Genomic DNA, 14033 nt, shown 5'->3' on the forward strand with positions numbered 1-14033 from the left:
GATGGCCGCATGATAGCGGAAAGCTCCGGGACTGGGCCGTCCCGGCGCCGCGGCTTGTGTGACAAAAGCTGAGCGAAACGGTTCGTCTCGCGGGTGTCGGACTGCGGCATCAGGTCGCAGGAGACGTTCTGCCGAAGGCCGCCAGCAGATCGGCGACGAAGGCTTCCTCCGCCTCGCCCGCCTGCCGGCCGCGATGGCGGGCCAGGCTGAAGCGCACCTCGAAGCTCAGCTCGCCTTCCTGCAGGGCGCGCAGCCGGCCGCGGGCGACCCAGGGTTCGGCGATGTGCCGCGGCAGGTAGCCGATATGGCGGCCGGACAGGACGAACGCCAGGGTGCCGTCGACCTGCTCGCTGCGCGCGCTGCTGTGGCGGGCCTGCAGCGGCTCGTCGGCGGCGATGAAGCGATAGGGATGGTGCACCTGGTCGGCCCCGGCGATCGCCTCGCGGTCCGCGCGCGGCCGCTGGAACAGCGGGTGGCCGGCGCCGCAGTAGAGCGCCTGCTGCTCGACGAACAGCGTCTCGTGCTGCAGCGCCGCCTGGGTCCCAGCGAAATAGCCGACCGCCAGGTGCAAGCGGTCCTGCAGCAGTTGGCGCTCCAGCTCGGCGGGCATGACGGTGAGTAGTTCCAAGGTCACCGCCTCGTTGCGCCGGCGGAAGCGGCCGATGGCGTCGGCGATCCGCGCCAGCACGGATTCGTCCAGCGCCTCGGACAGGCCGATGCGCACCTCGCCAAGCAGCTTGTCGGCCACGCCACTGGCTTCCTGGCGGAATCCCTCGATGGCGACGAACAGCCGCCGCGTCGCCTGCAGCAGCTGCTCGCCCTTGGGCGTCAGGCGGAAGCCGCCCTTGCCGCGTTCGCACAGGCGGTAGCCGAGACGGGTTTCCAGCCGCGCCATCTGGATGCTGATACTCGGCTGGCTGAGCCCGAGCTCGCCCTGGGCGGCGCTGAAACCGCCGCACTCGACCACGGTGACGAACAGCCGCAGCAGTTGCAGATCGATGTCACGCAGTTGGCTCAACATGGCGAGCGGCCTCAAACATTGGAATTCGACAATGCCAATGTAATTGACTTTGTATTTTTGCAAAGTGAAACCCGCGGCATGCTCGTCCCCACAAGAACAATCCAGCGTGAGGCGACCAACCATGCGTGCGTTATTCCTGGCGGGCCTGCTCGCCGTGGCGCTGCCCCTGCAGGCGCAGGAGCAGGTGCTGAACCTGTACAACTGGGCCGACTACGTCGGGACGGAGGCACTGAAACGCTTCCAGGCAGAAACCGGCATCAAGGTCCGCTACGACACCTTCGACAGCGCCGAAGTGCTGGACAGCAAGCTGCTCACCGGCGGCAGCGGCTACGACCTGGTGTTCCCGGCCAGCAGCGGCCTGGCCCGGGCGATCCAGGCCAGGGCGGTGCAGCCGGTGGACACCGCGCAGCTGAAGAACTTCGCCAATCTCGATCCCGAACTGCTGGCCAAGCTCGCCAGCGTCGACCCCGGCAACCGCTATGGCGTGCCCTACACCTGGGGCACCGTCGGCCTGGGGATCAACCGCGAGGCGGTGGAAAAGCGCATCCCCAACGCGCCGCTGGACAGCCTCGACCTGCTGTTCAAGCCGGAATACGCCAGCAAGCTCGCCGACTGCGGCATCGCCATCCTCGACTCGCCGCAGGAAGTGGTGAGCATCGCCCTCAACTACCTCGGCAAGAACCCCTACAGCAGCGACAAGGCCGACCTGGACCAGGTCCGCCAGTTGCTCGCCGAGCTGCAACCCCACGTGCGCTACGTGGCGACCGCCCAGCACATCAACGACCTGGCCAACGGCCAGGTATGCATCGCTCTCACCTACACCGGCGACGCGCTGATGGCCGCCAGCCAGGCGCAGAGCGCGCACAAGCCGTACCAGGTGATCTACCGGATACCCCGCGAGGGCACGCTGATCTGGTTCGACACCATGGCCATCCCGGTCGACGCCCCGCACCCCGAGGCCGCGCGCAAGTTCATCGATTTCATGCTGCGCCCGGAATCCATCGCCGAGCTGACCAACACCCTGTACTTCGCCAACGCCAACCTGAAGGCCCAGCCGCTGCTGGATGCCGCGGTAGCCGGCGATCCGGACATCTACCCGCCGCAGGCAGTGCGCCAGAAGCTGTTCGGCGAGCAGGTGCAGACGCTCAAGCAGCAGCGCGAGCGGACGCGGTTGTGGTCGGCGTTTCGTACCCGGCGCGGGTGAACGGACGCGGGAGCGTCCACGGATGCATTCCCACGCGGAAGCGTGGGAACGATGAAACACCGTCTTCCCCGCGAACGCGGGGACCCAATAAAAAGATGAGGACGATATGGACCAGGCCTACGACAACGACCAGGCGATCACCCGCGACAGCCTCTACGGCACCGCTGCGGAAGCCACCTACGCCGGCGTCACCAGCTTCATGCGCCGCCGCTACAGCCGCGACCTGCGCGGCGTCGACCTGGTGGTCAGCGGCGTGCCGTTCGACACCGCCACCAGCAACCGCCCCGGCAGCCGCTTCGGCCCGCGCGCCATCCGCGCCGCCTCGGTGCAGATGGCCTGGGCCCGGCACTACCCCTGGGAGTTCGATCCGTTCGACCACCTGGCGGTGATCGACCACGGCGACTGCGATTTCGACCACGGCCAGCCGCAGCTGACCCCGGCGGCCATCGAGGCGCATGCGGAACGGATTCTCGCTGCCGGCTGCGGCATGCTCACCCTCGGCGGCGACCATTTCATCAGCTACCCGCTGCTCAAGGCCCACGCGAAGAAGCACGGCCCGCTGTCGCTGATCCACTTCGACGCGCACAGCGACACCTGGCCGGACGAGGACGTGCAGCGCATCGACCACGGCACCATGTTCTACCACGCCGCCCGCGAGGGGCTGGTCGACCCGGCGCGCTCGGTGCAGATCGGCCTGCGCACCACCAACGACGACGTGATGGGCTTCCAGGTACTGGACGCGCGGGAAGTGCACAGGCGCGGCCCGGAAAGCATCGCCGAGGCGATCCGCGCGCGGGTCGGCGACCATCCGGTGTACCTGACCTTCGACATCGACTGCCTCGACCCGGCCTTCGCCCCCGGCACCGGCACGCCGGTCTGCGGCGGGCTGAGCTCGAACCAGGCGCTGGAAATCATCCATGGCCTGCGCGGCATCAACCTGGTCGGCATGGACCTGGTGGAAGTCGCGCCGCCCTACGACAACGCCGAGATCACCGCGCTGGCCGGCGCCACCCTGGCGATGGAGATGGTTTGCCTGTACGCCGCGCGGCACAAGCTGGGCGAACGCTGAGGCCGACGCGACAGCCGGCAGGCAGGACGGATCGCGCCTCGCTATGATCGAGAGTCATGAACGCCAGCCTGCCGCTCCGCCAGCCCTGCCCGCCCGGCGCCTGCATCTGCAACCGCGAACTGCTGATGAACGCGCCCGGCGCCGACCTGCGCATCCTCCTGCTGACCCGCCAGGAGGAACGGCGCCTGCTCGAACGGCTGGAAAACATCCAGAGCCTCGCCGACCTCGAACACATGCAGCGGCGGATGTACGAGCAAGTGGGCATCCGCCTGCACGTCGCCCCGGGCTTCAACGAGGTGCGCAGCATGCGCGGCATCGAGATCGAGATCGCCGAACTGCCCGGCATGTGCCGCAAGACCCGCCAGGCGATCCCGGCGGCGATCCGCCGGGGCCTGGAGAAACGCCCGGAAATCGCCTGGCGCCTGCTCGATGCGCATGACCTGCTTCGGGATGCGTGAGGCACGGTGGACAACACTGGCGCGTTATGCCCTACGCGGATGGCTCCCTGTAGGAGCGGGCCATGCCCGCGACAAAAATCGCACGCATGGCCCACCTACAACGGCAATCTCACTTCCTGAACGCCTGCTGGATCCGCCCCGCCAGCGCCGACGCCCGTTCCGCGTTGGCGTCCAGCAGCAGGTAGTCGTAGTCGGACTCGGCCACCGGGGCGATGCGGTATTGCAGGATGCCCTCGACCCGCTTGTCGCCCACCGGCACGCTCAGGGTGCCGACGCACGCCAGTACGCCGCTGTCGGGGTCCTTCTCGATGATCGCCACGTCCCGCAGTTCGCTCTGCTTCAGCGCCGAAACGTGGCCGGCCAGCGGGCCGTCGGTGAACACCTTGACCAACTGGTCCTTCACGTCGGAGCCGGCGCAGACATCCGCTTCCTTGCCGCAGGCGCTCAGCAGAACCGCGACACCAACCAGAGCGAGCTTCCGGTATTTCATCATCCACCCATCGAAATCATTGGAGAGCCGTGGATTTTCCCGGCCACCGGGTGCCACCCGCAATGCTGGCCACGATGAGCGGCAGGGACGCTTCCGACGATCCGGAGTAATGGATCGATTAATCCGAACGGACGAGGCAGTCCTGACGTCCACCGGCTAGCGTTAACCAATGGGAAGCGTATCCGAGGAGGCCGCATCATGCAGAAGATCGCTCCGCTGCTGATTCTCGTCGTCCTGCTCGCCGCCATCCTGGGCGGGCATTTCGCCCTGGAGGCGCACGAGAAGGCGCGCCTGGATGCCCAGCGGCCGTCGCCGGCCGCCGTCTCCGGACTGCGCGTGCCCTGAGGCGGCGGCTAACGCCGAGGCCTCATGCGCCCTACCCCCGCCGCAACCGCTCCGCCGCCTCGCGCAGCATCCGCTCCGTTCCGCTCCAGCCCAGGCAGCCGTCGGTGATCGATACGCCGTAGCGCAGTTCGCCCTGCAGCGGCTGGCAGCCATCGAACAGGTGGCTCTCCAGCATCACCCCGCGCAGCGAGTCGTCGCCGGCCAGGCGCTGGTCGATCACGCTTTCCAGCACCGCCGGCTGGCGCAGCGGGTCCTTGCCGCTGTTGGCGTGGCTGCAGTCGACCATGATCCGTACGGCGATGCCCTGCCGCTGCAGCGCCTCGCGGGCGACGCGCACGCTTTGCGCATCGTGGTTCGGCCCGGAATGGCCGCCGCGCAGGACCAGGTGGGTGTCCGGGTTGCCCTGGGTCTGCACCAGCGACGGACGGCCGAGGGCGTCGATGCCGAAATGCTGGTGCGGGTGCGCCGCCGAGCGCATGGCGTCGCTGGCGATGCCGACGCTGCCGTCGGTGCCGTTCTTGAAGCCGACCGGCAGGTCCAGGCCGCTGACCATCTCGCGGTGCACCTGGGATTCGCTGGTGCGCGCGCCGATCGCCGCCCAGCCGAGCAGGTCGTCCAGATAGCCGGCCACCAGCGGTTGCAGCAGTTCGGTCGCCACCGGCAGGCCGAGACCGAGCAGGTCCAGCATCAGCCGGCGCGACAGGGCGAGGCCGGCGGCCATGTCGCCGCTGCCGTCGAGGTGCGGGTCGTACACCAGGCCCTTCCAGCCGACGGTGGTGCGCGGTTTTTCCACGTAGGCGCGCATTACCAGCAGCAACTGGTCGTCCACCTGCGGCGCCAGTTCGGCGAGGCGGCGGGCGTAGTCGAGGGCGGCTTCGGAGTCATGCAGGGAACAGGGACCGACCACCACCAGCAGGCGTGGATCGCGGCCATCGAGCACGGCGCGGATGGCCTGGCGCTGGTGCTGCACGCGGGCGGCCATGGCGGCGCTCAGGGGCAGGCGCTGGCGAAGTTCGGCGGGCGTCGGCAGCGGCTGTTCGCGGCGACGGGAGGATTGCAGCGGCAGATCGAGGAGTTCGGCGGTCTGCGGGCGGATCAGGGCGGAAGCGGAAGAATTCATTGGGGGCATCCTTGGCCCACGCAGCTAAGGCTACGCGGCGCGCTATCTAAGTGTTCGTTTCGATCGACTCGGGGCGGTGGCGGCAACCGTGCTAAATCGCCAGGCGTAACTGCGGTAATAGGCGTAATAGGTGGAATAAGCGGTCATGTTTCGATCCTCGGTTGATTGCGTCTGGCCTTGTGAGCCGGAAAAACAAAAACCCCGGTCGGGTTGCCGACCGGGGTTCTCTGAAACTGTCTGGTTGGCGACCCTGCTTTGCTAGGGCGCCTGTGGGGTATCAGGCGCGCCTGTGGCTAAACCAATACCCGTAAAAGTAATAACCGGCCGCAACGGCCAGCAGCTGCGCACGAGCGGCCGCAGCGCGGACGGCGCTGGAACGGGCGAGCAGTTGGCTGGAAAGGCTGTGCGGCATTTCGGTTTTACTCCGTGAATGCATGGACCTTACTGCAAGGCGGCAGGACTTTTCAATCGCGCCGGCAACATCCACTTGCAAAACGATCGAACGCTGTTGAAAATGAGATAAATTATCATTTAACAACAATTCCTGCGGCGCCCCCTCATGTCGTCCCACACCCTTTCCGTCCAGGCGCTCTATCGCGAGCACCATGGCTGGCTGCACGGCTGGCTGCGCAGCAAGCTGGGCAACGCCGCCGATGCCGCCGACCTGGCGCAGGATACTTTCCTGCGTCTGCTGCTCAGGTCCGACCTGCTGGAGCTGCGCACCCCGCGCGCCTTCCTGCGCACCGTCGCCCGTGGCCTGGTGATCGACCACTGGCGCCGCGAGGAACTGGAGCGCGCCTACCTGGAATCCATCGCCCATCTGCCGGAAGCGGAAACGCCTTCGGTGGAAACCCGCGAACTGGTGCTGGAACTGCTGGAAAGCATCGCGCGCATGCTCGACGGCCTGAAGCCGAAGGTGCGCACGGCCTTCCTCCTCGCCCAGTGCGAGGGCCTGCCCCATGCGCAGATCGCCGAGCACCTCGGCGTGTCGATCCGCTCGGTGGAGCGCTACGTGGCCGACGCGCTGTACCACTGCTACCAGCTGCGCTACGCCGAATGAGCCGCGCGACGCTGGCCGGCGGCACGCCGGAGGCCCGGGTGGTCAAGCAGGCGATCCAGTGGATGCTGCGCCTGCAGAACAGCCCCGACCGCGAACTGCATGCCGCCTGCGAACGCTGGCGCGCCGCCCATCACGACCATGAAACCGCCTGGCAGCGGGTCACCGGCCTGAACCAGGAGCTGCAGAACGGTTTCCACGCCGTGCCCACCGCTCGCGTGGCGCTGGACACCCTGGAAAACGCCAGCCAGCGCCTGCGTCGGCGGCAGGCGCTGAAGCTGCTGTCGACCTTCGCGGTCGGTGGCTCGGCGCTGTGGCTGAGCCGCGACATCGCGCCCTGGCAGCGCATGCTGGCCGACTACGGCACCGGCGTCGGCGAACGTCGCCGGGTGACCCTGGCCGACGGCAGCGAACTGCAGCTGAACACCGACAGCGCGGTGAACCTGCGCTTCGACGAGCGCCAGCGCCTGCTGGTGTTGGAGCGCGGCGAGATCCTCGTCAACAGCGCCGGCGATCCGCGCCGCCCGCTGCGCGTACTTGGCCGCGACGGGCTGTTCGAGGCGCTCGGCACGCGCTTCGTGGTGCGCCAGGACGCGGACAGCACCCGCCTCAGCGTCAGCCAGGGCGCGGTGGCCATCGCACCGCTGGGCCTCGGTCACAGCGTGGCGGTCGCCGAGGCCGGGCAGAGCTACGCGGTCGATCCCCACGGCGCGCGCCTGGCGCAGCAGCCGGACATGGATAGCGGCGCCTGGGCCGAGGGCCTGATCGTCACCCGCGACATGCGCCTGGCCGACTTCCTCGGCGAAATCGCGCGCTACCGTCATGGGCATCTCGGCTGCGCGAAGGAAGTCGCCGACCTGCGGCTGTCCGGGGTGTTCCGTCTGGACGATACCGACAAGCTCCTCGCCCTGCTGCCCCAGACATTGCCGGTGCGGGTGATGCGCAGGACGGATTGGTGGGTGACGGTGGAAGGCTGGGCCTGATTCCGATGAGCCACGGCGGATAACGCTGGGGCGTTAGGCGCCCTACCCACAACGGTCTCCGCCGAACCTGTAGGACGGGCGGGGACGCCTAGTCCATGCCCGCGACAGCCGCAGGCGCCGCCGGGGGCGCCGGGGTCGCGCGCATGGCGCGCTCCTACAAGGTTTGATCGTTACCACGCTGGAGCGTGGGAACCATGGACGTGAAGATTTTTTGTCGGGTTTCCCGACCTCGCCCGGCAAGGAGGACAAACCCCTTCGAATCCCCCTCGCCTACGGACCCTTTCATGACAGCAACACACCCCTTCCCCGCCGCCCTGCTCTGCGTCGCCCTTGGCTGCGCCATGCCGCTCGCCGCCGTGGCCGCGGATGCCGCCAGCGTTACCGCCAGCCGCGCCTACGCGATTCCCGCCGGGCCGCTGGGCGAGGTGCTGAACCAGTTCGCCCGTGCCGCCGGGATCACCCTCTCGGCTACCCCGGAGCAGACCCGCGGCCTGAACTCGCCGGGGCTGAACGGCACCTTCACGGTGGACCAGGGCCTGGCGCGCCTGCTCGCCGATTCGCCGCTGGAGGCCGAGGGCCAGGGCGACGGCAGCTACGTGCTGCGCAACGCCGCGCCGAAGGATGTGCTGGCGATGCCGTCCAGCGAGGTGTTCGCCCTCGGCAACGCGCTGGGCAGCACCGACGGCTATCTCGCCACCCACAGCCAGATCGCCACCAAGACCAGCAAGTCGCTGCTGGAAACCTCGCAGAGCGTCTCGGTGATCACCCGCGAACAGATCGACGACCAGGGTTCGCGCACCGTGCAGCAGGCCATGCGCTACACCCCCGGCATCTTCACCGGCCAGGTCGGCGCGTCGAACCGCTACGACTACGTGGTGATGCGCGGCTTCGCCGACAACAGCGTCGACAACATCTACCTCGACGGCCTGAAGACCATGGGCGACAGCGGCACCTTCAGCTCGATGCAGGTCGACCCGTTCTTCCTCGAACGCATCGACGTGCTCAAGGGCCCGTCCTCGGTGCTCTACGGCCGCAGCCTGCCCGGCGGCCTGGTGGCGCTGACCAGCAAGAAGCCGCTGTACGAGGACTTCCACCAGGTCAGCGCGACCGTCGGCAACATGGACCAGAAGTCCCTCGGCTTCGACTTCAGCGGCCCGCTGGACGAGGAGAAGCGCATCGCCTACCGACTGATCGGCCTCGGCAAGGGCGCCGACACCCAGGTCGACCATACGAAGGAAGAGCGTTACGCCATCGCCCCGAGCCTGGCCATCGACTTCTCCGACGACACCACCCTGACCCTCCAGGGCTACCTGCAGCACGATCCGAACGGCGGCTACCACAGCGGCGTGCCGGCCGACGGCTCGCTGTTCCACCACAACGGCCGGCGCATCTCCCGCGACTTCTTCGAGGGCGAGCCGAGCCTGGACGACTTCGACCGCACCCAGCGCATGTTCGGCTACCAGTTGGAGCACCGCTTCGACGACGTCTGGACCGCGCGGCAGAACTTCCGCTACCTCGACTCCGACGTCGATCTCGCCCAGGTCTACGGCTACGGCTGGACCGCGCCGGACCAGAACACCCTGAACCGCTACTTCTCCGGCGCCAGCGAGCATCTCGAGGCGTACATCATCGACAACATGGTGCAGGCCGAATTCGATACCGGCGCGGCGCGCCACACCCTGCTCACCGGCCTCGACTACCAGCGCCGCCGCACCTCGGTGGACTGGACTTCCGGCATGCTGGCGCCGATCGATGCGTTCGACCCGGTGTACGGCAACACCGCCATCACCTTCTTCCCCGACGACAACCACACCCGCCGCCTGGAGCAGACCGGCCTGTACATGCAGGACCTGATCGACCTCGACCGCTGGCGCTTCTCCCTCGGCATCCGCCAGGACTGGGTGGACGTCTCGGACGAGAACCGCAGCACCGGCGGCAAGAGCGACGACGACTGGGAGAAGTTCACCGGCCGCGTCGGCGCGCTGTACCTGTTCGACAACGGCGTGGCGCCGTATGTCAGCTACTCCGAGTCGTTCAACCCGAACGCCTTCTCCGACGCCAGCGGCCAGCCGCTGGCGCCCACCGAGGGCAAGCAGTGGGAAACCGGCCTGAAGTTCCAGCCGGAGGACGGCCGCAGCCTGTACACCGTCTCGCTGTTCCACATCACCCAGGAGAACGTCGCCTCCAAGGAGCCGCAGGACAACTTCTTCACCTCGGTCGGCGAAGTGACCTCCAAGGGCGTGGAACTGGAAGCGCACGTACAGGCGACCGACAACCTCAAGCTGCTCGGCAGCTACACCTACACCGACATCACCTACAGCAAGTCGCTGGACGGCAACCAGGGCAACACGCCGAACCAGGCGCCGAAGCACATGGCCTCGGTCTGGGCCGACTACTTCTTCAATGCCGGCCCGCTGGACGGCCTGAGCGTCGGTGGCGGCGCGCGCTATGTCGGCGAGACCTGGGCGGACAAGGAGAACACCCTGCACGTGCCGGACTACACGCTGCTCGATGCGCGCATCGGCTATGACCTGGGCCGGGTCGGGCTGAAGGGCCTGGATGTCAGCCTCAACGCCAACAACCTGCTGGACGAGGACTACGTCGCCTCCTGCTACAGCCTGGACTTCTGCTACTTCGGCGAGAAGCGCAACGTCACCGCGACGGTGAACTACCAGTTCTGACGGTTCCGCAGGACCATCCAGGCAGGGCGCATAACGCGCCAGCGTTATCCGCCATCCCATCGGCGTGGCCTTATCGGCGGATGAAGCGTTCCGCTTCATTCGCCCTACACCAGCCGTTGGCCGTGGCGTAAAGACAGTTGCTCAGGACGATCCGCCGGCGGGCGGCGGCTCCATGCGCACGCCGCGGGTGAGTTGGCGGAAGCGCGGCAACAGGTCCTGCAGGCGTCCCGCCTCGAAAGCCGCGGCATGAGCGGCCAGCGCATGCCGGACCTGCGCATGCAGCTCCGCGGGCGCGACTCTCCCGACCTGGACCGTGATGTCCTCGTCAGCGACGCCACCCGGCAGCACACGTTCCAGCGCGCCGAGGGCGACCAGCTCCGGCGAATTGTCCGAGGGGGTGCCGCTGCCGGTGCCCTCTTCGGCGCCTCCCAGCCAGCGCAGCACGCTGTGCCGCAGGGTTTCCCAGAGCGTCGGCGCGCGCTGCCCGGCGCGCTGCATCATCGCCAGGTAGCGCACCCAGTTCTGGTAGCGCTTGACCGCCCGTGGCGTGCGCAGGGCCGCCGCGACCACCGGATTCCAGATCGCCAGCGCCTGGCGGAAGGCCGGGGAATCCTTCACCACCGGGTCCGGCCGGCGCAGCACGGCGAGCAGCAGCAGGGCCAGGGTCAGCGCGGCGAGCGCCAGGCCGTAGGGCAGCGCCCGCGCCTCCAGCCTCTCCGATGCGCTGGCGAAATAGGCAGCGGCCGATTCGTCCGCCCCGGTCGGCGTCTCGCGGGTGGAATCGGCGGGCGCGCCCGGAGCGGTCGGGGACTGCGCCACGATGGCCAGCGCTTCGCGGCTTTCCGGCGTCGGCAGCCAGTCGCCCAGCAGGGCGCCGAGGAAGCCCACGCAGAGCAGCAGCGCCAGCGGCCACAGGTGCAGCAGACGGACCAGCCACAGCGGCCACTCGAAGCCCTTCGCCGGCGGCGCCTCGTCCTGCAGGCGGCTGCTCGCCTGCGGGTCGAGCTGCGGCATCGGCACCTCGATGTTGATCAGCTTCTCCAGGTACTGCCGGGCGTATTCGCGGCGCACCTGGCGCGCCCGCTCGGCGTCGTTCTCGTGGCTGCCGGCGGTCGCGCTGCCGACCATTTCCTGCGCGACCTTCTCGAAGGCCAGGCCGACGCAGGCCTCGACCCGCTCGCGGGCCATGCCCAGCACCACGAACACCCGCCCCGAGGAGACCAGGAAATTCACCGCCTCCATCACCTCCAGCATCGCTTCCGGGCGGCAGCGGTCGAGGTCGTCGATCATCACCAGCATGTTGCGCGGCTCCAGCGCCGCGGTGACTTCGCCGAACTCGACGGCGAAGCGTTGGCGGAAGCTGGCCTGCACGCCGAGGTCGCGCACCGAGGCACGATTCGAAAGCGACGCCACCAGCGCCCCGGGATCGACACCGAAGGCGCGCAGGCGCAGCAGCGCGGTCACCAGCGGCGCCAGCACCCCGGCGGTCAGCCCGACGGTGCGCAGGTGGTCGAGCAGGTCGCCTTCCGCCGGTGCGTCCTTCGCCTCGCCGAGCAGCAGACGGCCAACGTCGCCGACCAGCGCCAGCCAGCCGTGCAGGGCGCTCAGCGGGTAGGTCAGCAGCAGTCCGATGATGAAGGCGACCAGCAGCGACAGCAGCCAGTAGCGCCGGCCGCGAATCCACAGCAGGCGCAGGCGGTAGGTCAGGCCCTCGTAGTGCAGCCAGCCGGGGATCGCCTGGTCGCGGATGGCGGCCAGCAGCGCGGCGAGCAGCGCCTCCTCCTTCTGGTGGTGCCAGGCGTTGAACCACACGCTGCGCACGCCGAAGCGCGCCAGGTCCTCGCGCAGCAGGCCCATCAGCGAACTCTTGCCGCTGCCCCAGTCGCCGGTGATGGCGATGGTCAGCGGCGCCTCGGTGCGCTCGTTGCGCAGGAAGGCGGACAGGCCCCAGGCGCGCGGGGCGAAGTCCAGGCGATCCTCGCGCACGGCGGCCAGCGGGCGGTCGGAGGCGAAGGCATCGGCGATGGTTTCGTCGATGCCCGTGGTCGGCGTCGGCGGCGGGCGCAGGGCTGCTACACCGAGGGCGACGAAGCCGGCCAGCCAGCCGAGCCACACCCAGGGCGCCGGATAGCGCGCGTAGCCGGGGCCGTCCGGCGCCCAACTGCGGCCGCCGTCGCGGGTCAGGTAGCGCTGGCCGGCGTGGCCGCTGGCCGTGCCATTGCCGTCGGCGCCGATGCGCACGTCGTGCAGCAGGCCCTGTGGCGGCTGGGTCAGCCAGCGGAAGCCCTGCAGCCGGTCCTGGGTGGCCTGGAGGTCCTGGCGGCCGATGGAACTCCGCTCGGCGATCAGGAACAGCGCGCCGGCGCGCTCCTCTAAAGCGCGGATCGGCAGGCGGAAATCCGGGCTGCGCAGGCTGGACATGTCGCGCAACGACGAATCGCCGCCGCTGTAGCCGTAGAGGTCGCCGCTGCGGGTCATCAGGATGATTCCGCCGCCGGTGAGGGCGATGTGTTCGGCGTCAGGAACCTGCACGCTGTCCACGCTCCAGTTGGCGCCGCCATTGCGCCCGATACGCAGCCGGCCATCGCTCCAGAGACATGCCAGGGTCGCGTTTTCGGGGTCCAGCGCCACATCCAGCAGCGCCGACGGCAGGATCAGGAACTCTTCCCATCCGGCGTTTCCGTCCCAGCGCATCACCAGTCCCGCACGGCTGACCAACCAGCCCTCCCCCGCTTCGTCATAGCCAATCGCCAGCCAGTCTTCCCGACCATAACGCTGGTAGAAGACTTCGCCGAATTCGACGGCGCGCTCAGGCAGTCCCTCGCCCCAGCTGGCACCGCCATCGGTGGTCGAGAAGAAGCTGCCGCCGTCGCCCACCGCCCAGCCGCGCCGGTTGTCCTTCAGGAAGAACACCGACTGCAGATTCGGTCCGCGCGCTTGCGCTGGAGGTGTTTCAGGCTGCCGGACCTGCGCCGGCGCATTCGGCTGTACCTGCGGCTGTGGTGCCGTGTCGCCGCCCTTTTCCAGCGGCCCGGGCTCCGGCTGGATCGCCGCCTGCGCCGCCGGAATCAGCGACCAGCCGGCCGCCTTGGCCGACTCCTTGCCCTGTGGCTCCGGCGGCGGAGGGGGTTCGTACGGCTGTTGCTGTTGCTGTTGCTGTTGCTGTTGCTGCTGCTGCTGCTGCTGCTGCTGCTGCTGCTGCTGCTGCTGCTGCTGCTGCTGCTGCCGGGGAGCCTGCGGCGTCTGTGTCGGTGCGGGAAGGATCTGCTGCAGCCAGTGTTCGCCGCCGTCGGCCGAATGCAGGATCAGCCCGTCGCTGCCGACGGCCCAGATATTCCGTCCGGCCGCATCCACATGCAGGCCGTTGAGCACTCCGCCGACCACCGGCAGGCGCAGGGCAGCGTGCCGTTCCAGCGGATGGCGCCACCAGTCGAGGGAGAGAAAGGCCGGCGGGGCGAAAGGATCGGGCCAGGGCGACTGGCCGAAGCCGGCGAGGGTCACCGCGACCAGCCATAGCGGCGCCACCACCAGGGCGATCGCCCGCCCCGGCAGACGCAGCCCCGGGCTCGCCTGCTTGGTCGTCGCCGCCCGCATTCCGTGATCCT

Annotated in this window: 12 protein-coding genes; 7 read left to right on the plus strand and 5 right to left on the minus strand. The window is 68.7% G+C overall.

What is annotated here, in order from left to right; all coding sequences use genetic code 11:
• Positions 1–109: 109 nt before the first annotated feature.
• On the minus strand, positions 110–1021 hold the full coding sequence (locus tag BLR75_RS22160; protein ID WP_084313357.1) for a LysR family transcriptional regulator: 912 nt from the start codon (positions 1019–1021) through the stop codon (positions 110–112).
• Positions 1022–1142: 121 nt separating this feature from the next.
• Between BLR75_RS22160 and BLR75_RS22165 the strand changes: the two genes are divergently transcribed.
• The 3 genes from BLR75_RS22165 (at position 1143) to BLR75_RS22175 (ending at position 3752) form a co-directional block, all read left to right on the plus strand.
• Positions 1143–2225, plus strand: coding sequence for a polyamine ABC transporter substrate-binding protein (locus tag BLR75_RS22165; RefSeq protein WP_084313358.1), 1083 nt, complete (start codon positions 1143–1145; stop codon positions 2223–2225).
• A gap of 106 nt (positions 2226–2331) precedes the next feature.
• Positions 2332–3294 carry an agmatinase gene (speB, locus tag BLR75_RS22170; protein WP_084313359.1) on the plus strand — a complete coding sequence of 321 codons (963 nt, stop codon included), beginning with the start codon at positions 2332–2334 and terminating at the stop codon, positions 3292–3294.
• A 56-nt stretch (positions 3295–3350) separates the two neighbouring features.
• Positions 3351–3752: a hypothetical protein gene (locus tag BLR75_RS22175; RefSeq protein WP_174688573.1), complete on the plus strand. Its 402-nt coding sequence runs from the start codon at positions 3351–3353 to the stop codon at positions 3750–3752.
• Between the two features lie 109 nt (positions 3753–3861).
• Here the strand turns inward: BLR75_RS22175 and BLR75_RS22180 are convergent, their stop codons facing one another.
• Positions 3862–4245 (minus strand): hypothetical protein, encoded by a 384-nt coding sequence (locus BLR75_RS22180; RefSeq protein WP_281246563.1) that lies wholly within the window; start codon positions 4243–4245, stop codon positions 3862–3864.
• A gap of 195 nt (positions 4246–4440) precedes the next feature.
• Here BLR75_RS22180 and BLR75_RS26815 point away from each other — a divergent pair, with 195 nt between their 5' ends.
• Positions 4441–4587 carry a hypothetical protein gene (locus BLR75_RS26815; protein ID WP_169720274.1) on the plus strand — a complete coding sequence of 49 codons (147 nt, stop codon included), beginning with the start codon at positions 4441–4443 and terminating at the stop codon, positions 4585–4587.
• A 31-nt stretch (positions 4588–4618) separates the two neighbouring features.
• Here BLR75_RS26815 and BLR75_RS22185 read toward each other — a convergent pair whose 3' ends face one another.
• Positions 4619–5707: a 3-deoxy-7-phosphoheptulonate synthase gene (locus BLR75_RS22185; RefSeq protein WP_084313360.1), complete on the minus strand. Its 1089-nt coding sequence runs from the start codon at positions 5705–5707 to the stop codon at positions 4619–4621.
• 277 nt (positions 5708–5984) lie between these two features.
• A complete protein-coding gene (locus tag BLR75_RS26580) occupies positions 5985–6278 on the minus strand; it encodes a hypothetical protein (RefSeq protein ID WP_139207053.1) in 294 nt (97 codons plus the stop codon).
• Here BLR75_RS26580 and BLR75_RS22190 point away from each other — a divergent pair.
• From BLR75_RS22190 to BLR75_RS22200, 3 genes are all read left to right on the plus strand, one after another.
• The gene (locus BLR75_RS22190) at positions 6267–6767 is read left to right on the plus strand and encodes a sigma-70 family RNA polymerase sigma factor (protein ID WP_084313361.1); all 501 of its coding nucleotides are present in this window, start codon (positions 6267–6269) and stop codon (positions 6765–6767) included. The two genes, BLR75_RS26580 and BLR75_RS22190, sit on opposite strands and share 12 nt — an antisense overlap.
• Positions 6764–7747 (plus strand): FecR domain-containing protein, encoded by a 984-nt coding sequence (locus tag BLR75_RS22195; RefSeq protein WP_084313362.1) that lies wholly within the window; start codon positions 6764–6766, stop codon positions 7745–7747. The genes BLR75_RS22190 and BLR75_RS22195 overlap by 4 nt, the downstream gene beginning before the upstream one ends.
• Positions 7748–8031: 284 nt before the next feature.
• Entirely contained in the window at positions 8032–10428 is a 2397-nt protein-coding gene (locus BLR75_RS22200; protein WP_084313363.1) for a TonB-dependent siderophore receptor, read from the plus strand.
• Between the two features lie 141 nt (positions 10429–10569).
• Here BLR75_RS22200 and BLR75_RS22205 read toward each other — a convergent pair whose 3' ends face one another.
• Entirely contained in the window at positions 10570–14022 is a 3453-nt protein-coding gene (locus BLR75_RS22205) for a P-loop NTPase fold protein (protein ID WP_084313364.1), read from the minus strand.
• Positions 14023–14033 lie beyond the last annotated feature (11 nt).

The organism is Pseudomonas jinjuensis (assembly GCF_900103845.1).
GTDB lineage: Bacteria > Pseudomonadota > Gammaproteobacteria > Pseudomonadales > Pseudomonadaceae > Pseudomonas > Pseudomonas jinjuensis.